At 44.9% G+C, this 21,265-nt stretch carries 9 protein-coding genes and 1 pseudogene; 3 read left to right on the top strand and 7 right to left on the bottom strand.

Features of this window, described 5'->3' with window-relative positions; genetic code table 11:
* The first annotated feature begins 112 nt into the window (after positions 1–112).
* Positions 113–2,929: a preprotein translocase subunit SecA gene (secA, locus tag K4039_RS05445; RefSeq protein WP_265234113.1), complete on the top strand. Its 2,817-nt coding sequence runs from the start codon at positions 113–115 to the stop codon at positions 2,927–2,929.
* Positions 2,930–3,262: 333 nt separating this feature from the next.
* Here the strand turns inward: secA and K4039_RS05450 are convergent, their stop codons facing one another.
* A complete protein-coding gene (locus K4039_RS05450) occupies positions 3,263–4,981 on the bottom strand; it encodes an NB-ARC domain-containing protein (protein WP_265234114.1) in 1,719 nt (572 codons plus the stop codon).
* Between the two features lie 820 nt (positions 4,982–5,801).
* Here K4039_RS05450 and K4039_RS05455 point away from each other — a divergent pair.
* Positions 5,802–7,640, top strand: coding sequence for a calcium-binding protein (locus K4039_RS05455; RefSeq protein ID WP_265234115.1), 1,839 nt, complete (start codon positions 5,802–5,804; stop codon positions 7,638–7,640).
* A 400-nt stretch (positions 7,641–8,040) separates the two neighbouring features.
* Positions 8,041–8,943: a calcium-binding protein gene (locus tag K4039_RS05460; RefSeq protein WP_265234116.1), complete on the top strand. Its 903-nt coding sequence runs from the start codon at positions 8,041–8,043 to the stop codon at positions 8,941–8,943.
* Between the two features lie 185 nt (positions 8,944–9,128).
* Here the strand turns inward: K4039_RS05460 and K4039_RS05465 are convergent, their stop codons facing one another.
* From K4039_RS05465 to K4039_RS05490, 6 genes and pseudogenes are all read right to left on the bottom strand, one after another.
* Positions 9,129–9,422 (bottom strand): DUF3288 family protein, encoded by a 294-nt coding sequence (locus K4039_RS05465; protein WP_265234117.1) that lies wholly within the window; start codon positions 9,420–9,422, stop codon positions 9,129–9,131.
* Positions 9,423–9,978: 556 nt separating this feature from the next.
* Positions 9,979–11,259, bottom strand: coding sequence for a glycosyltransferase family 4 protein (locus K4039_RS05470; protein ID WP_265234118.1), 1,281 nt, complete (start codon positions 11,257–11,259; stop codon positions 9,979–9,981).
* 141 nt (positions 11,260–11,400) lie between these two features.
* Positions 11,401–12,999, bottom strand: a pseudogene (locus K4039_RS05475) (class I SAM-dependent methyltransferase); the annotation flags it as partial.
* A 223-nt stretch (positions 13,000–13,222) separates the two neighbouring features.
* Entirely contained in the window at positions 13,223–14,251 is a 1,029-nt protein-coding gene (locus tag K4039_RS05480; protein WP_265234120.1) for a bifunctional 2-polyprenyl-6-hydroxyphenol methylase/3-demethylubiquinol 3-O-methyltransferase UbiG, read from the bottom strand.
* Between the two features lie 34 nt (positions 14,252–14,285).
* A complete protein-coding gene (locus K4039_RS05485; protein WP_265234144.1) occupies positions 14,286–19,703 on the bottom strand; it encodes a glycosyltransferase in 5,418 nt (1,805 codons plus the stop codon).
* 39 nt (positions 19,704–19,742) lie between these two features.
* The gene (locus tag K4039_RS05490; protein ID WP_265234121.1) at positions 19,743–21,263 is read right to left on the bottom strand and encodes a methyltransferase; all 1,521 of its coding nucleotides are present in this window, start codon (positions 21,261–21,263) and stop codon (positions 19,743–19,745) included.
* Between the last annotated feature and the right edge of the window lie 2 nt (positions 21,264–21,265).

Below are 21,265 nucleotides of genomic sequence, written 5' to 3' on the forward strand. Positions count from 1 at the left end.
CTGCAACAGCCAATGGTTGCTACAATCGGGGAGGGTATATGTTGTGGCTAACACTACAGCCCGTAACCCTGAAACCTAATAGCTAAATTATTAAAAATCTGCCTCTCCTGCCATGTTTAAAAATCTCCTAGGCGATCCCAACGCGCGCAAACTTAGAAAATTTCAGCCTTGGGTAGCTGATATCAATATCTTGGAAGAAGACTTCCACTCCCTCTCAGACGACGACCTGAGAGGCAAAACGGCGGAGTTTCAAGAACGTCTGGCAAAAGCTAAATCTCTCAACGAAGAGAAAGAAATCCTAGACGAAATCTTGCCAGAAGCTTTTGCAGTGGTGCGGGAAGCGGGACAGCGAGTTTTGGGAATGCGCCACTTTGATGTCCAACTCCTCGGCGGCATCATCCTGCATAAAGGCCAAATTGCCGAAATGAAAACCGGTGAAGGCAAAACTTTGGTGGCGACGCTGCCGGCTTACCTCAACGCCCTCAACGGTAAAGGCGTGCACATCATCACCGTCAACGATTATCTCGCAAGACGGGACGCGGAATGGATGGGGCAGGTGCACCGCTTCCTGGGATTGACTGTGGGACTGATTCAGCAGGGCATGGATCAGGTGGAACGCAAGAAAAATTATAGCTGCGACATTACCTACGCGACGAACAGCGAAGTGGGCTTTGATTATTTGCGGGACAACATGGCTACTGTGATGGAAGATGTAGTCCAGCGTCCTTTTAATTTCTGCGTGATTGACGAGGTTGACTCGGTGCTGATCGATGAAGCTCGGACACCTCTGATTATTTCGGGCCAGGTGGAACGCCCCAGCGAGAAATACCTCCGGGCGGCTGAGGTGGCTGCTGCTCTGAGAAAGGAAAATGAGGAACATTACGAGGTTGACGAAAAGGCGCGGAATGTGCTGTTGACCGATGAAGGGTTTGGTGAAGCTGAGAATTTGTTGGGCGTTACCGATTTGTACGACCCGGCTGACCCTTGGGCGCATTATATTTTTAATGCGATTAAGGCGAAGGAATTGTTTATTAAGGATATTAACTACATCGTCAATGCCGATCGCGAAGTGGTGATTGTCGATGAATTCACAGGCCGGGTGATGCCGGGAAGGCGCTGGAGTGACGGTTTGCACCAGGCTATAGAAGCGAAGGAACGGGCGGAAATTCAGCCGGAAACTCAGACGCTAGCGACTATTACTTATCAGAATTTCTTTTTGCTGTATCCGAAGTTGTCGGGGATGACTGGGACGGCGAAGACTGAGGAGACAGAATTTGAGAAAATTTATAGTCTGGAAGTCACATTGATTCCCACTAACCGGATTCCGAGCCGTGGCGACCTTTCAGATATGGTTTACAAGGCGGAGGCCGGTAAGTGGAATGCGATCGCCCAAGAATGCGCAGAAATGCACGAGATCGGTCGGCCGGTGCTGGTGGGCACGACAAGCGTTGAAAAGTCGGAGTTGCTGTCGCGGCTGCTCCAGGAACGCAAAATTCCTCACAATTTGCTGAATGCTAAACCGGAAAATGTCGAGCGGGAGTCGGAAATTATCGCTCAAGCTGGACGCAAAGGTGCTGTGACGATCGCCACGAACATGGCAGGACGCGGTACAGACATCATTCTGGGCGGTAATTCTGAGTACATGGGCCGCCTCAAGTTGCGCGAGTATTTGATGCCCAGAATCGTCCAGCCCGAAGATGGAGAAGGCTTTTCGCTGGTGCAAGTGCCCGGTATTGGCGGCCGCCCCGCAGCTCAAGGTTTTGGTCAAACTGCGAAAAAAGGCAAGTCTTGGAAAGCTTCGGCGCAGATTTTCCCGACGCAGCTATCGAAAAATGCTGAGCAACTGCTGAAAGCTTCGGTGGAATTGGCGGTGAAAGAGTACGGGGAGCGATCGCTCTCGGAATTACAAGCCGATGATATCGTGGCTGTAGCCTCGGAAAAAGCACCAACAAAAGACATCGTAATTCAAAAATTGCGGGAAGCTTACAATGTAACTCGCAGCGAGTACGATGCCTTTACCAGCACCGAACACGATGAAGTGGTGCAGTTGGGTGGCCTGCACGTTATCGGTACCGAACGCCACGAATCGCGCCGGATTGACAATCAGTTGCGGGGCAGGGCGGGACGGCAAGGAGACCCCGGTTCTACGCGGTTTTTCTTGAGTTTGGAAGACAATTTGCTCAGAATTTTTGGCGGCGAACGGGTGGCTGGTTTGATGAAGGCTTTCGGTGTTGAGGAAGATATGCCGATCGAATCTCGAATGCTAACCGGTTCCCTCGAAGGTGCTCAGAAAAAAGTCGAAACCTACTATTACGACATCCGTAAGCAGGTATTTGAATACGACGAAGTGATGAACAATCAGCGTCGAGCCATCTATGCAGAACGTCGCCGAGTATTGGAAGGTTTGGACTCGAAGGAACAGGTAATTAAATATGCAGAACAAACGATGGACGACATCGTGGGAGCATACATCAATCCCGATTTGCCTTCGGAAGAATGGGAACTCGACAAACTTGTCAGCAAGGTGAAGGAATTTGTTTATCTGTTGGCTGACATGACTCCGGATCAATTAGAAGATTTGTCAGTTGAAGAAACTAAAACTTTCCTCCACGAACAAGTCCGCAATGCTTACGACATGAAGGAAGCGGAAGTTAATGCCATCCGATCCGAATTGATGCGCGATGCTGAGCGGTTCTTTATTTTGCAGCAAATTGATACTTTGTGGCGGGAACACTTGCAGCAAATGGATGCTTTGCGCGAGTCTGTGGGCCTGCGTGGTTACGGCCAGAAAGACCCGTTAATCGAGTACAAAACTGAAGGTTACGAGTTGTTTTTGGACATGATGACGGATATTCGCCGGAATGTGGTTTATTCGCTGTTCCAGTTCCAGCCGCAGCCGGCAATGCAGGTTTCGCCGGAGATGGTTTGAAAATAGTTAATAGTTGACTGTTAAAAAATGGGTAAGGTGGGCAATGCCCACCCAGCCCTGTCCATGCCTAAGTCAAGCGAGTTGTTAGCGGAGACAATAACAGCAGCAGGCGATCGGCTGAAAGTGAAACTAATCTCTCAAATCGGTTAACTATCTGGCGTGTCATTTGCTGCTCATCATTAGCCTAGCTTCTGGGAGTTGTCACAACTGAATTTCACCATTTGTAGGATCCATCGCTAACAGTTTTCAATCTCAACGAAAGACGACTGACAAACTACTACCAAAGTTTTCAGCAAAAACAGAACTAGCTAAATCAGCACCAGCAAAGTTTATTTAATGTAAATTTGCATCGGGTAAATAAGCTTGCCAAACCGTTAAATTAGAAAAATCCCAGCCGCTTAAATCTGTCTGTATCTGCCGCAGGAGATTAATAACATTCCCAGCGGCATATCCCGTTTCCCGTGCGGGCTTTCCTCGCAGATATGTAAGAATGAGATTGAGCTGATTTTCTAGCGATCGCTGGCTTTCAAAACAGGAGAGTAGTCGCTTGGTAATGGGGTTGAGAATCAGGCGAGATTGAGTATCCCTCACATAGTCTTTTGCTCGGGCTTTGATGAGAGGATGGTTCTTGAAAAGGTCAATTTTAGCAGTAATTATTTCTTGGCATATCTGTTCGATTAACTGTTCTGTTATGTATTCCATGACGACGGGTTGTTGAGTAAAGCCACCTGTGGTTTTTTTAATGAGCGATCGCCTTCCCAGAGAAGCAAACGTCTCTAGGAGTTCCGTTGGCGAGAGTTCTATTACTAAATCTTTCTGCACTTCTAAAAATGAGACGGGCTCTCGATTGATGGCTACGCAGTACATCAGCTCTTTTTCTAAAGCAGATAGGCGATTGAACTGTCGGTCTAAGAGATTGCGAATATCATCAAATATCAAGGTAACTTGGTTTAATAATTCTAAGAAATTAGAAAGACTGCTATCAAATAGATCTCGAATAACAGGAGCTACCATTTTTAATGCCAAGGGATTCCCAGCATAGTGTTCAATTAGAGCTTTCCATTCGGATTCTGACCCTGAAAAAGCACCCTTGTCTTGAAAAATTTTCTTTCCTGCTTCTGTGGATAAACCAGGAAGTTGTAATGAGCGAACGGGTAGGGTTTCCCCTTCCTGTGTTGCTAGTTCTTTCGGCTTCTCCCGACTGGTTAACACAAGGGTACTTTTATGGGGGGTTTCTGCCAGACAACTAAGCAATTGACCGTAACCCTCATATCCTTCTCGATAGCCACCCGTGCGATCGCCCGATCGCAAAATTGACTCGGCATTATCGATAACCAAAAGACAGCGCGAGGCTCGTAAATATCCAAGTAGCTGCGAGATTCTGCCCTCTACAGTATCCGAAAAAACGGTTTCGTTGTGTTTCGAGAGAAATTCAATCAAATCTGCTAGAAGGTCGAGCATGGGTGGAGCGTTGCGGAGACTTCGCCAGATGACATAATCAAAATGCTCCTGAATACGTTTTGCTATCTTGACGGAAATCGCCGTTTTGCCGATGCCGCCCATACCCAATACCATCACTAGACGGCAGCGATCGCGCACAATCCACTGTTCTAACAGAGCTAGTTCTTCTGCACGTCCATAGAAATCAGAGACATCCATCGCCTCAGCCCAATCTTGACATTTATTGGCAGTCGATCCTTCAACTGTTACCCAGTGAGTAGTAGTGTCACTTCGATCGGCTTCAGTATTTCTACTGTCATCAATAGAGGTACTGTTTGATGGTGCTGTGACTACTTGCATTTGTGGTGCCTTTCGCCGCAAGACTGACTGAACGTTACTTTTATTAACCTTTTCCCCAAATACTCGACTGAGGAGTTGCCACAATTGGAAGCCGACGAGTTTGATGTACTCAGCATCATAACCAGCCGTCTTAGCAATCTCTGGATAAGAGCGTCCTTCCCAAGCTTGCCGAAATACTAGCTCTTGAATATCGTTGAGCTGTTCTGCTTGAACAACGGATTCTAAAAAAAGGAGGGCTTCGTCAACTGTCATTTATCTCTAGAAAATTAGCAATTTCGACCGGATCACCTACATTGGGAATTTTTAGGTTCCCGCCTGGGGATGGTTGCAGTAGCCAAATCACTAGGCTAATGGGGTGCTCCCCTGATAATCATTATAACGCGCAGCCAAAATAAATCCTAACTATTTATAACTTTTTATCACATACACCACGGCCATAACCGGCTTATTGTTTAATCAGGTGGATTTAGCCGGAACATCTCAACTCTAATAGAAATGCCTATTCTAGCAGTTGCCTCGATAGTTAGGACAATTTTAAATGTAGGGCTGCGGGGGAGCGGGTGATAAATATCTGGGCTGGGTACATTCATATCCAGGCGTTCAGACCCCTACTAAATCACAACTACCTACTTTTGTCTGTGAACTTGTCCTAACTATCCTGGCGGTTGCTATAAGAAGATAATTTGGGACGGGAGCCCAACTCAGGTGTAAATTCTATGTTTTGCAGGGAAATTTAGAAATTACCCTACCAATTGTTTATCAGGTCTAAGTTCAGGAATTTCTACCAAGATTAGTTTATTAGTGGCATTTACTTGTGGTGTTTCAACTAGGTGCGATCGCGTTCTGTAATACCTACCGATAAAGCTAGCATCTAGTTCCATATTTCAGCATAACTGCACAGGTGACTCGCGCGAGATGTGGAGAAATATCTTAGGGCTGTAGGTTGGCTAGTCTATTCATAGCTACCTGTAAATTAAAAGAGAAATTACTGCTACTTCCCGTAGTATCGATGCTGAGTCAGGGAAATTAAAGCATCATTCGGTTCAAACTTTATTTTTTGAGGTCAACTCCAATGGCAAATACTGATACACAACGTGGTGTTCTGGATAAAGATGACATTATTTTTCAAGCTCCCATCAATGCCACTCCCCCCGTCTTCACGCGGGCTGATGAATATGACTTAAATACCTCTGCGATCGGGCAACTGGTCACGCTTAGTCTTACAGCGGACGATCCCACCAAATATGACACGTTCCTGCAAGTTATCAATGCCGAGACGGGTCAGGTCATTGCTGATTCTGATGATAACGGTGCTAATCTTAACTCAGTGATAGCATCCGGTCAGCCTAACCAGGTTGGTCTCGACGATCTGGCGATTCCTAATTTTTTCTCTATTCTCGGCGGCATTAAGTACAAAGTCCGCGTCACCAGCTACGATTCACTCGACCTCTCGTCTACTCATGGCTACTCATTACAGGCCATTATTCCTACGGGCGATATCAGTTTAGTTCCGAGAGGTAGCAGCTTCAGCGGCAGCCCTCTAACCGACACCCCGGCCGTTAGATTAAATGGTAAATTGGAGGGCAGCAAAGACTTTACTTTTCCAGCTTTCGGTGGTGGCAACACACTTGCTGATGAATTTCAAGTAACTACATCCTTGGATGGCCAACCTCTCAATATTTCCCTCAGCAGCACGACAACTGGCTTTGACCCTTATGTGGAACTCGTCAACCTTACTACTGGCGTGACTGTCGGAGATAATAATAACGGAGGCGGGCTTAACGCGCAGCTTACTGGAGTCCCGCGCCAAGCAAATACTAACTACAGAATCCGTGTCACCAGTAACACTCCATTTCCCAGTGCCACAGTTCCTGATTACAACTTACAGGTCACTGTTCCTCAAGGTAGTGTCACGTTGACTCCCCGGATTGGCGACACCCCCATTATCACACCTCCAACAACTGGTGGTGGTACGCCAACTGGTGGTACGCCAACTGGTGGTACGCCAACTGGTGGTACGCCAACTGGTGGTACGCCAACTGGTGGTACGCCAACTGGTGGTACGCCAACTGGTGGTACGCCAACTGGTGGTACGCCAACTGGTGGTACGCCAACTGGTGGCACGCCAACTGGTGGCACGCCCACTGGTGGCACGCCCACTGGTGGTACGCCTGTAGCGATCGCAGCACCTGCAATCAATGCCCCCGCCCCTGGCAATCCTACTGGACAACCAGCAAACACTGTTAGCGGTGAGTTTTACAACCTCTCAGACAGTAATGACAATATTGTGCTGTCATCACTTCCTCCGGCTGCTGCTGGCAAACAAATATTGGCGCTATCTGGCAACGACAATATTACCGGAACCAGCGGCATTGATAACATTAACGGAATGCAAGGAGCCGATACAATCGACGGAGGGTCCGGCAACGACATTTTGTCCGGCGGTAAAGGGTCGGATTCCCTTGATGGCGGTGTTGGCGACGACCAGATATTCGGCAGCAATGACAACGATACTCTCACTGGAGGAGAGGGCAATGACACTATTCGGGGCGGTAAAGAAAATGATGTCCTGATTGGTGGTAATGGCGACGACTTACTGAGTGGCGATCGCGGTCAAGACATCCTCACAGGTGGTGGCGGAAGCGATACATTTATTCTAGGTGGGGGGCAGGCGGCAGCAGCTCGGTTAGGAGATGCAGATGTGATTGTAGACTTTACTAATGGCGACAGAATTGGTCTAACTGACGGGAATACATTTGCCAGCCTCACCTTTGAAGCTGTAAGTTTGAATCTGAATGGAGGATCTCCTGTCAGTTCTACGGCAATCAAACTCGGCACTAACTATTTGGGTGTCGTTCAAGGGGTTGCTCAAAGCGAGCTTACCGCGAATGTTTTTGTTCTAAATGTATAGTTTGTGTAACGCGGGCTTTGTGAGTCCTACTTGAGTGGAATTAAGTGCGATCGCCTTTGAGTTTGACTTATGCAGGGCAATTCATAAAGTATCCCTACCAATGGTTGCTCCTGCCTAAGTTCATAAATTTTTACGGAGATTAGTTAATTAGTCCCATTTAGTTGTGTTTCAAAACGTGCGATCGCCTTCTCTAAAACCTACCAATAAAGCTAGCATCTAGTTCTAGATTTCAGCATAACTGCACAGGTGACTCGCGCGGGAAGTGTATCAATATATTTGCTATAAAGATATGCTACCTCAGCCTTGGGTTAACTTTTTGATGATAAATCCATTGGGTGCAGCGTCAAGGCAAAGAAGCAACAGTTCCGAGAAACAGCAAATTTTAAGTAGGATTAAAGCAATGAGCTGCGACAGTTTTGAAGCCAATATCATGGGTACTGATTCTCCTGTTATCATACGTAAGTCAGCAGCATTAGGCGATACAACACGTCCATTTAGTACACCGACGCCACCTCCACCGGAGCCGAGACTGACACCTGTAACGATCGCGACACCTGCAATCAATGACGCAGCCCCTGGCAATCCTACCGGACTACAAGCAAACACTTTTAATCTTTCCAATGAAGTCTTTTACAACCTCTCAGACGGTAATGATAATGTTTTGGTGTCATCAGTTCCCATATTTCCCACATTTCCCCGCGTTCGCCCACCAATCTTGGCCCTATCTGGCAACGACAATATTATTGGGACAGACGGCTCTGATATCGTTTACGGAATGCTAGGAGCCGATACAATTGACGGAGAGGCAGGCAGGGACAGTTTGGTCGGGGGTAAACAGTCCGATCAACTTGACGGCGGTGATGGAGACGATACCTTGTCAGGCAACAATGACAACGATACGCTCATTGGAGGAGATGGCAATGACATTCTTAGGGGTGGTAAAGAAAATGATGTCCTGATTGGCGGTAACGGCGACGACATATTGAGTGGCGATCGCGGTCAAGACATCCTCACAGGTGGCGGTGGAAACGATATATTTGTGATCGCCCGAGATTTACCCCGCTTGGCAGAAGATGCAGATGTGATTACAGACTTTACCGTTGGGGACAAAGTTAATCTAACGAGTTTTATTGCTGATATCCATACTTTCTACTTTGAAGATCTAACTTTGAATCTGAATGGAGAAGGTGCGGTCCCTGCTACGGCAATTAAACTCGGCACCGGTTATGTGGTTATCTTTCAAGGGGCTAGTCTAAGCGATGTGACGCCATTGCTTAATCTTGCGGTTTTTGATACAATATAGTTTTTGCAGCATAAGCTTTGTGGCGTGTACTTGAGTGGAATTAAGTGCGATCGCCTTTGAGTTTGATTTGAGGCGCTCATACTTTGCTTTAATAGTCCTAGACGCACGGCTGGTCACAAACCGGCTTTTTTTACGAGAAGACCCGTTACAGTCCGCATCAACGGCCAAAAATCCGGTTGCTAAAGTTAAACCCAATCTTCTTGATCGTTCTTTAGTCGGCGATAAACTTCGCCTGTAGCGTGAATTTTACGGGTTTGTTCGTAAAGAGTTTCTTCAGTATGATTCCATTGTTGCAGGGCTTTTTTTAAGTCTGCTTGGATATCTCTAGCGCCGGGAAATCCTCGGTAGCGAATGATTAATCTTGCTAATTCTGATAAATTGCGATCGGTTGCTTCTTTGTCTAATAAACTATCGACGGTAGCTCGATCACGTTTATATTGCGGATGCTGCTGGTCTTGGTTTTTTGGCTCTAAATCCATGTTTCTCTGCTGGTAAATGCGCTTAAATTTTGTTTGAATAAGTTACCGATAAATATTACATAAAATATTACATAGGGCTTGCTGAAAAAGTCCACAAATCGAATCTAGGTGCCAAACAGCTTGAAAAATGGGAGATTCGGAGATGGGTTCCCAAATTTACTCCACAATTTTCCACCGAAATCCAAGGATTTTGAGCCAAAAAACGTCATAACCTTGCACTTTTTTGTGTTTAAAAATTTTGAAACCCTTGACAGTCATAGCTTCTAGTTCTATTCAGCAAGCCCTACATAGGGAGGGCGGTTTTTGCACTCATAAACTCGTTTTTATCATAGATTCTACGCTAAACCAGCCCCTACAAGAACCTACAAGGGGAAAAATCTTTAGTCTGTTGTCAAAACATTCAGTTTGAATAAGTACAATCGATGGCGACACACCCTACGAATATTGTTGCATTGATTGTTCACGCTTTTTAAATTCGACAACAGTCTCTTTCAACCGCCGACTGTTGCGACTTTTTCGGGGCGAACTCGCGTGCCCACCCCACAATAGTTTCCTGCTAAATTCTCACTCCAAAAGATGCGGCTAATTCCCGTTCTGGCTGCATACCAACTGTAGGCGGCATCGAGCGATTTGCTACCTGCTCAATCAGTTGTAGGTGCTGCGGTAACATTTTAGCTAAACTATAGCGTTCTAGGGCGGTTTGACGGGCCTTGACGCGAATTTCTGCCATGCGGGTAGGATGGTCTAAAACTTCGTCGATGCGATCGGCTACTTGTTTCGGCGAGAAGTAATCGACGATTAAACCGTTTTCTCCATCGCGGATCACTTCTCTCACCGGCCCGGTATCCGAACCGATTACTAAACATCCTGCCGATAGAGATTCAATCATCGACCAAGATAGCACGAAAGGTCTGGTTAAATAAACGTGTACGTCGGATGCTTGAATTACTTTTAAATACAGTCCATAAGGTAGCGGCCCGACAAAGTGCACTCGCGACATATCTAGCGGCACTTTTTTGAGCATATGGTCTTTATAAGACTCGCCGTTTGGTAAAGAACGACCATAACAAACTCTGTCTGAACCAACAACTACAACGTGACAGTTGGGGCGGCGTTCTTGCACATAGGCGATCGACTCAATGAACTCTGGAAAGCCCCGATAAGGTTCCATTCCCCGCGATACGTAGGTGACAATTTCATCAACACCGGACAAGTCTAAGTTAGGCAAAACCAGTTTAGCACCGGGGTCTGGCTTGAAGTAATCTGTATCTACGCCGTCGTGGAGTACGGACAATTTTTGTTGTAATTCTGGCGGAAATTGCGATCGCTGCCAATATGTCGGCGACAAACCCCAATCACAAGAGTATAAATCGATCAGAATCGGCGCATTTTTGATTCTAATTCTTGCCATGTCGTCAACTGTTAAAGGTTCCGCCGGATCGAAATCTGCATCGGAACCAATGGAGTGATAAAACCACTCGAAATAACACAAAAGCGGCGTATTGGGAAAAGCTTCTTTGACAAACAGTGTCGGCCCCCAACCAGAATGTCCGCAAATCACATCGGGTACAAAACCGTCTGCTTTGAGTTGTTCTGCCATTCTAAATACGGCTTGTCCATAGATAACTGCACTTTCTAAAGGGCGGACGTATTGGTGAGTCTGGGCGTTGGGTTCGCGGCTGGGGGTAAATGCTGCTTTACGAACTCCGGGAATGTTCCATTCGGGACGCTCGTTTTTAGTGCCGAAAACAACTTGATTTTTGGGATCTGCGCCTAAAGCCGTGATAATGTGGCGGTATTGGGCGGGGAAGTTGGGATGGAGAAATAATGCTTTCATTTGGCAGTTGGCAGTTGGCAGTTGGGAGTTGGCAGTTGGCAGTTGGGAGTTGTTAGTTGTCAGTTGGCCCGATTGCGCAGTCGTTGGGTTGGCAGTTGTTAGTAGAAATTCAGTATTTAACTGCGAGTAAAAGCTTTAATTTTACTCCTTGTAGGGGGGCGCTTTGCAGATCCAGACGCAATCTCGCGGTACTGAAGATGTATTTTTTAGGATAATTTCATAGTTTAAATGGTTGAGAAATTTTTCCATGATTGTATCAGTCATTACTGAGAATGCAGTGCCATCTCTGCGTCCCAGTAAGTTTTTGTCCCACTCGCCGGCGAATTTTTGCCAACCCAAATCGCTGAGAATGTTGCCGTGGTGAAAGACGCAAATGCGATCGCCCCGCAGCAGTTTGGGAATGCGTGTTAGGTAGTTGAATATGTCTACCGGTTCTACGTGTACCATTGTATCGTAGCAAAAGCATACATCCGCTGCACCGGGGGTGAGGCCGTCTAATGTTAAACCGTCGAGTTTGACGTAGGAAACGCGATCGTCTCCCAAGCGCGATCGGGCGGCTTGCAGCATTTGAGTGGAAATGTCGGCACAAATTAGGCGATCGCAATATTCTAGCAATAGCGAACCAGTTTTCCCGCCACCGATCCCAATTTCTAAAACCGTATGTTCTTTTTTGATATACGGTGCAATAAATTCCTGTTCGATCAGCGCTTCGTATTCCGCTAAGGAATTAGCCGCACCCGCACCTTTTCCCACCCATTCATCGCCCAAATAAGCGAGTTCAGGATGATTATCTTTCCATTCTTGGGCGTAGCTGTCCCATGCCCCTTCGTAATCTATTTTAGGCTGTATTATTTCCATTGTTTTCGGTTTTTTCTGTCTCAGAATACACAAACAAAAATCACTTGAGAGTCCTCCCGGCAAATCCATTAAGATTTTCTCAATCTCCAGCAATAATTTGACAATTGTTTCACTCTTTGGAGAGCCATCAGAAAGTTGATAGTGATCTAACAAAGGATACATTTCGTGAAGCAATCCCCCACCTGCTTGATTCAAAAGTTCTACATCAAAATAGAATTTCAAGAAAGGAAGTATCAGCTTTGATCTGACTGCTTCCGAAGGATCTTTCACAAATACTTGCTCAATACTTGGGCCAGCAAATGTTTCAGTTGTTCCTGACCTGAGCGTGTAGTGAAAACATTTGTAAATGCGGTTAATCAAATCGAGTTGATTTTTATTATATATATTATAGCAATCTCCGATGTATTCGTTGACAATAAAATATCCATTCGGTTTTAAACATTTCTGAATGGTTGATAAGCATCGTTCTATTTCTTTGACGTGATGCAGCGAACCAGAGCAAAAAACGATATCGTATTTTTGATCTTTATCTAAAACAAACAAATTAAAGTCATCTTGATAAAAATTAATGTCTACTCCCGCGGCGGCGGCATCTTTTCTCGCAATTTCTAAAGAACTTTCCGAAAAATCAAAGGCATCAATTTGAGTAGCCAATCCTAATTTAGCCATCAATATTTCGTGATTTCCAACTCCGCAACCAATAGACAAAAGATTATCAAACCTTCGATCTTTGAAGAATTTATTTACTAGCCAGCTTAACCAGTAACCTTCTGTTTGTCCACCTGATAGCCGATGATTTACAGTTTTTTCAATAATCGGATTAGATAACCAGTAACCGTCCTTTACAATTACGGCTGTTGGGTTAGATTCCCAGTAATTTTGAGCTGTTGATTTTTCAGAATTTTCATCTTCTCTACTAAAGGAATTTGATTGCATACTTTTTTACTTTTGAGTTCGATTAAACGTATATTTTTTGTAAAATCAGCTTGTGTGAAAATTTGAGGGGAAGTGAATCGCTCTAAAATTGTGGTTGCTAGCTATTGACAGGGAAATATCTTCCCGCGTCCCATACAACACAAAAATCACCCGCTAAAGTGGAAACACTCTAAAGCTCTCGCCGCCATCGGCGAACCAAACTTGTTAAAATAAGTTTACCACGATTCGCTTTCCTCCACGTTCCCAGCCACAAGTTTTCTAAGATTTTGAGCTTTTTCTGTCTCAGAATACACAAACAAAAATCACTTGAGAGTCCTGTCGGCAAATCCATTAAAATTGTCTCAATCTCCAGTAATAACTTGACAATTGTTTCACTTTTTGGGTCTCCATCTGAAAGCAGATCGCGATCTAGCAAAGGGTACATTTCGTGAAGCAGACCCCCACCGGCTTGATTCAATACTTCTATATCAAAGTAGAATTTCAAGAAAGGAAGTATCAGCTTTGACCGGATTGCTTTTGAAGGATTTTTCACCAATACTTGCTCAATACTTGGACTAGCAAATCTTTCAGTTGTTCCCGACTTGAGCGTACCGTCAAAACATTTGTAAATGCGATCGATCAAATTGAGTTGATTTTCATTGTATATATTATAGCAATCTCCTATGTATTCATTGACAATAAAATATCCATTGGGCTTTAAACATTGCTGAATTGTTGATAAGCATCGTTCTATTTCTTTGACGTGATCCAGCGAACCAGAGCAAAAAACGAGATCGTATTTTTTGTTTTGGTCTAGAGTAAATGAATTAAAGTCATCTTGATAAAAATTAATCTTGACTCCCGCTGCTGCGGCATCTTTTCTCGCAATTTCTAAAGAAGTTTCGGATAAATCAAAGGCGTCTATGTGGCGGGCTAATCCTAATTTAGCCATGAGAATTTCGTGATTTCCGACTCCGCAACCAACAGACAAAAGATTATCAAACCTTCGATTTTTGAAGAAGCTATTGACTAGCCAGGTTAACCAGTAACCTTCTGTTTGTCCGCCTGAAAGCCGAGAGTTTACAGCTTTTTCAATAATCGGATTAGATAACCAGTAACCCGCCTTGGAAATTACGGGGCTTGGGTGAGATTCCCGGTTGGTTTGAGCTGTTTGTTTGTCGGAACTTTCATCTTCTCTACTAAAGGAATTTGATTGCATACTTTTTTACCATTTAATTAATCTTATTGAACGTTTATTTTTTAGCAAAATATGCTTCGCAGAAAATCTCTGCATAAGCTTGAGTCATCTCCTCAAAAGTATTGAGTGAATCCAAGACATATTTAGCATTTCCAGCCAACTGCTGCCGTAATGATTTATCCTCCAATAAACTCATCAAAGCTGCAACTAATTCATCCGGGCGATTGGGCGTATAAAACAAACCGTTAATTCCCGGTCTCACTTGTTCTTTGATCCCAAAAACTGGCGATGTAATAATTGGTAAATCGCAGGCCATCGCCTCCAAAATCACTCTCGGAAAACTTTCTACACGAGAAGTGCAAACAAATATATCCGCCGCTTTGTAATACTGTCCTGGTTCCCCAGTTTCCGGGACTACCGTCACCCTTTGCCGCAAATCTTCCGGCAATGCGCCCACCATATCGGCTAATTTATTGCTGTAAATACTCGGCCGATCGCCCACAATGAAACACCTAATCTGATTGTGCCATTTTTCAGGCAAAAGCGAAAGTGCTTGAACTAAATCCTGCTGACCTTTGCGTTCGCACACTGTTCCCAGTAGCAACAATACCACATCTTGCGCTGCAACACCTAAAGTTTTTCTAGCCAACTCTGAATTCTCGGAATTTTCCAGTTTGCTCAAATCTAAACCATTGTGAATCACTGTAAAATTGTGGTGGCTATTCAGAGGCAAATACCTGTCCCGCGTTGCATCCGCCACAAAAATCACCTTATAAGGAAAGCGGAAACACTCCAAAGCCCTCGCCGCAATCTCCGAACCAAACCTATTAAAATAAGTTTGCCAAGGTTCGCTTTCGTGCACGTTCCAAACCGTAGGAATTCCGATTTGCCGCGCTGCATCAACTACAAAGAAGTTTTCTAAAGTATTAGCATAAATTGCATCTACTTTTAGACTTTCAATTTCCTTGCTAAAACTGCGGATAGCTTCATCGTAAGCATCGCGCTGATAGATGTGTTCGAGGGGATTGTCGCGCACAATGACTTCAATTCCCTGCTGTTCGTAAGCTTGACGCAGGGGGCCGTCTGTGGTGCAAAGTACGATCGGCAAAATCACACCCTCAGCCGCCAATTTCACCGCAATTTCGTACTGATGCAGCGGCGCGCCCGTGAAATCCAGCGAATTACTGCACATCAAAACTCTAACAGGATGAATATAATTGTTTGTATTTGCTACTGACAACAAACCAGAATCAGCAAATTGTAACTCTCCCTTGTCCCTTCCATCAGTGACATCAGTGACATCAGTGACATCCGTTAAATCCGCTACAAAATCCGTTGCTAATCTTCCTTCTTCCTTCTTCCCTCTTCCTTCTTCCTTCTTCCCTCTTCCTTCTTCCTTCTTTCCCTCTTCCGTCATAAAAACCCTGCGAGGTTGAATATGAAAATACTCATCTTCCAAAGACAAATGAGGACTATAAAAACCATCATTTTTCCCCGCATACTTGCGCCGAAAAGCCGCCACCTCTTGAGGATTATCAGTAAAACCTCTAGAAGTTCCCTCCTTGTGCAACAACTCCGCATCGGGACAATAAACGCACCGATAACCGCGTTCTAACAATCGGTATCCGTAATCGACATCATTATAAGCAACAGCAAAATTCTCCTCATCAAAGCCGCCCAATTCCAAGAACAATTGACGCGGAGTAATCGTGCAAGCAGCAGTTACCGCCGAGTAATTTCGCGTTACCATCGCTTGAGAAAGATAACCTCGATTATCCTTATCCATCAGCTTAAAAGCGTGACCAGCCAAACCGTGATGGAGACCGTGAATTACCCCTGCGTGTTGAATTCTGCCGTCGGGATATAACAGCCTCGCACCGACTGCACCCACAGCGGAAATTTGAGCGTATCCCACCATTTGACTCAGCCATCGCGGGGTGATTACTTCAGTATCATTGTTCAAAAACAACACGTATTCGCTGTCAACTTGTGCGACAGCGCGGTTGTTAATTGCCGCAAAACTAAACTTGCCTCCAGGATTTCTTATTCGCAAAACTTGACAACTTAATTGATTTAAATATTCTAAGGTTTTTGGATCGTCGCTTTCATTGTCAATGACTGCAATTTGATAATTTTTGTAGGTTGTACTTTCTAGAGAATCGATACAGGCTTTCAGCAATTTAACTTGATTTTTAGTAGGAATAATCAAAGTTACTGACGGGCCATCATCCGGGAAATCCTGGGCAAATATGCCCAAATTTTCTTTGATTGCCCAGGCGTGCTGAGCGACACTTCCCTTAATTTTTCGGCGGTTTAGTGCGTCTTGAATGGCTTGTTGACCTGCGGAAAAACTGGATGGTTTCGCGGCTCCAGATACGGCTGTAGAACCTGGTGCGGTTCGCCAGTGATAAAGCACTAGGGGCAGGTGGGCGACGTGGCGAGAAATTTCGGTTGCTCTTAAGGCAAAATCGTAATCTTGCGAGCCTTCAAAACCGAGCCGCAAGCCGCCTATTTGTTCAAAAATTTCTTTTTTTACGGCGCACAAATGACCGAGATACATATAGGAAAGCAGCAGTTCCGGCGACCATTCTGGTTTGAATTGCGGGGCGAATCGATGACCTTTGGTGTCGATTTTGTCGTCGTCTGAGTAGAGAAAATCGGTGGTTGGATGGGTGGCAAAATATAGCGCGACTTCGCCTAATGCGTCGGGAGTTAGTTCGTCGTCGTTGTCTAAAAACAGGATGATGTCGCCTGTGGCGAGGGCGGCGGCGCTGTTGGTTGCGGCGCTGATGTTGCCGTTTTCTGTGCGAAATGTGATGCGGATACGATCGTCCTTTTCGGCCCAGTCTTTCAAAGTTTCAGCAACCGTAGCATCGGTACTGCAATCATCGGCGATACAGAGTTCCCAGTTTTGATAGACTTGATGGATTACACTGTCGATCGCACTTTCGAGAAAATCTATCTGCGGATTGTACACTGGCATCACCACCGAAATTTTCGGCAGCGCTTCCCCACAGGATTTTAACCGAGAAATCAAGTAATCGCGCGATCGCACATTCCACTGATTCACCTCCAACCAAGCATCATACCTATCAATCGGTTTAGGAACCACAAAACCCGCAGGTGGCAGCAAATCCCCCGGCGCAGTAAACTGTTTTTGCTGCCGATAAATCTTCCCAAACTGGCGCATCACCTTGACAATTTCCCAAGGCATCGGCACAATTCTACCCAGACGCTGTTTTCTCTCCCTCGCCCGCTGCCGAATAGCCTCCACAAAACTCGAAAACTCCTCAAATTTATCAGCACTTCGCTGCCAAATATGGTAACGTCGCACAGTCAATATTTGCGGCGCTTGAAAATACAAAATCTCCCCAGTTTCTAACTCAGCTTGCAGAGAAACGTGCCATTCACCCGGAGGCAAATCGACAAGGGCTTCAAAACCACTTTCCGAACTGTTAACCCAGTCAGGAAACACTTCACCGACATCTTTTCTTCGCAAACCGTAGGCGCATTCTACAGCAGTGTCACCGCACAAAAAGCTTAATTTAGCAATTTTGCGATCGTGGTGACAACACCAACCAGCAAACAAAATTTGACCCTGAAGCTGTTCCCACACCACAGGCACATCTAACGATGCTTGAATCGTTGAAACCAACAGCGGATAAGCTGCCAAAAAATGCCATTTACCACGCTCGTCTTGCGCTTCCAGCAGCACTTCGTGCCGTCCGGGAGGCGCTTGCAATTCAATGGTAAATCCCGATTTATGTGCAGCCGCAATATTAGAATGTGCTAGCGCTATATCGCTTCTTTCTATGCCGTAAACAGCCGCGAAACTCTTGCTTTTAATTCGCGCGCGAACTGCTACAGTCTCAGTTTTTGTGTTAAAAACCCAGCCCACAATTAACAGATTGGAATCGCCAACTTGCCAAGTAGTAGGCTTCTCTAAAGAAAAAATAAATTTCGGGAATAAATCGCGGATTCGGCGCTGCAATTCCCACCATCTTTCTCTCAGTTGCCACCAGTAAAAAGACTTGAATGCGGCAAGTTCAGCCTGGATTTTGGCATTTTCCTGGCGCGATTGTGCCAAATCTTGCTGAGTTTGACTTTGTGCTGTTTCTAACCACAGTAACTCAGCTAACTTTTGCTCCAATTTGAATTCTTTTTCTTTGAATTTTACCTGAGTCTTCCCTAATTCTGTTTCTAATTTCAAGACTTTTGTTAAAGCTATTTGAAATTGCGATTCTTTGCCGGCAAGCTGTACCTGAGTTTGTCCTAATTCTGTTTCTAATCCCAGCAGTTTCGCCAAAGCTTCTTGAAATTGCGATTCTTTGCCGGCAAGCTGTACCTGAGTTTGCCCTAATTCTGTTTCTAACTTCAGGACTTTTGTTAACGCTTCTTGAAATTGCGATGTTTGACCGGCAAGCAGTGCCTGAGTTTGTCCTAATTCTGTTTCTAATCCCAGCAGTTTTGCTAAAGCTTCTTGAAAATTTGTTTCTTTTCCTGCAAGCTGTACTTGAGTTTCTCCTAATTTTGTCTCTAATCCCAACACTTTCGTCTGGGCTTGTTGGAATTGTTGTTGCCACTGTTTGAGTTCGGAATTGCTGGTTTTTTGGTGTTTTTCCAGCAAGCGAATTTTTAGCCAGTCTTCAAATGGCCCGACAGATGATGCTGGGAAGTGAATAATTTTATCGCTGGCTAACTTGGATTCGCTGCTGAGATTTCCTGCTTGGATTTCTAACAGTTGATAGAGTTCTAATGCTTCGGGAAAATATTGTTCTATTAAACTCGGTCTATGACTTTTAACAATATCATTGACTAATAAAGATTCTTCAAAATTGTCCGCTGGTATGGCACCTAAGTTAACATTGAATTTGTCGTTGACTCGATCGATAAAAAGTTCGGGAGTGTTACCGATCGGGTAAACGTTGGCCAGCAGACAGCGATCGGGAAAACCTTCGCAAAGTTCTAAGACTTTTTGGTTGTAGTGAATCCACATTTTTACTGCCATTTCGGGATTTTGCAGCAAGCTGACATCCGTTCCCCGGCGGTACAGCGAATCGACGACTTCCCAGGGCGATCGATAAACACAGATAAAATTGGCTTCGGGGAGCAAATTTAGCCAAAAATCCCAAAACAGGGCGGTTCGCGGGTCTTTCCAGCCCCAATGCTTGTGAGTTTGTTGGTTTTGCTCGATCGCCCTTTTAGCAATTTCCACGTATTCCGCTGCTACCGGAATCGTTTTTTCAAACGTACAGCCGAGTTCATCTATGCCGTGCGATCGTAAAACACTCTTGTGAAACTCCACAAAATCAACATTCTCGAAATGACCTTTCACATTTCCGTCAGCCGGGCCAACTAACCTTTTACCAATATCAACCCCGACTTTCTGAAACAAAGAAGCCGTCAAAGACGTACCGGAACGGTGCATTCCAGTAACAATAAAAACCGACGGTTTGCTGTCATTTGTACTCACAATTTCTCTCCCTCCCCCTAATTCCCACACCAATTTTACTCATTCTCCCGCTAAGCCCAGCAACCGCCTGATTTGAAACCAAGAGCTTCTCAGCTTCCAGAATTTGCTGCTTTCCATTGCCACTACTCGATTTTGCGATCGTTCGAGTTCTTGCTTGACATTAATTGACTGATTTCTAGTCTTCTCCAACTGCATTTTCACAGATACTAACTGACTTTGACTTTGTTCCAACTGCGAGTGAACTGAAACCAATTGATTTTGAGCTTCTTGCAACTTAGTATGAGATATTTCTAGCTGAGTTTCAGTAATCATTAACTTACTTTGACTTTGCTCCCATTCTATCTTAGCCGCAGCTAACTGACTTTCAAGCAATTGAAGCTTGAGCTGACTAGACCCCAACAAAGACCGCGATTTCCTTTGGCTTAACAGCGATTGCACAGTGCAAGTTTCCAGAATCCATGTCAAACCGTAGTTATTGATTGCTTTGACGGTTAACACATCCTGCGCTGCCACAGTGTTTTTCGGTAAATAACAGTTCCAACCCGACTGCAAAGCCACATCAGTTTCAAAGTGTCCGCCCACATCCGGGCGATCGTAAAAAGGCTCGCACCTCTGCACAAACTCACCGTTTACCAGCACTTGCAAATCCTCAATTTTACCGCCGACATTCACATCAGCCGCCCATCCTTCCAGATACAAATTCTCCTTATTCGTAAAAGCAGCAACATCAATATATCCTTCCGGGTGGTGATTGAATTTCAACTCCGAAAAATCTCTAACCAGCTCATTTGTGACTACATACAAATCCTGAAACCGGCATATCCCTTTTTCGATGCGGTGAATAAAAGCTTTGCCTGCACTAACTCTATCGACAACTTCTCGGACAAACTTTTCAGTTACATAAGTTGTGCCGTATTCCTCCTTATCCAAAGAATGACTTTCGCTCATGGGACTAAACAAAATACCCCGATCGGGCATTTCTGCACCAACAGCCCGTAAACACTCATCGTGAACACTGAACATCAAAATGCCGTTAGGAGTCAACAAATCATACAAATTTTGCAGCCAATTTGTAAAAGTTCTTTCCGGCATATGGCTGAAAAAAGAATTAGCCAGAATGCAGTCAAACTTTTGGTCAATTAAATAATTTTCTGGTTTTCCCGTCGAAACAATACCATTAACACCAAAGTATTCAGTTTGAAACTTGACCGCGTTAGCATAAATATCAGAAACCCAAATTCGTTCCGGCGGCATTTCCTGAATCAAAAACCGCGTAAATCTACCATAACCGCAAGCAAAATCTAGAAAAGACTGTACATTTTCAAAACCGCCAAAATGCCAATCCACAACCTGTTTCACCGTATCCAGGATGCGTCGCCCGATCGCATAATAGCGCACCAAAGCCCGATCGCGATCGTCCTTAACATTGCTCAAAGCAAACAAATACATTTCATCGTCTTCGCAGATATTCAGTTTAAAATCTTCAGGAAACTTAGTTTGCTCTCGAATAAACGCTTTGATTACCGGATTATTGACTAAATTTAAATTGCTCTCGCTCATTT

Origin of the sequence: Lyngbya sp. CCAP 1446/10 (assembly GCF_026130175.1) — a bacterium.
Lineage (GTDB): Bacteria > Cyanobacteriota > Cyanobacteriia > Cyanobacteriales > Microcoleaceae > Microcoleus.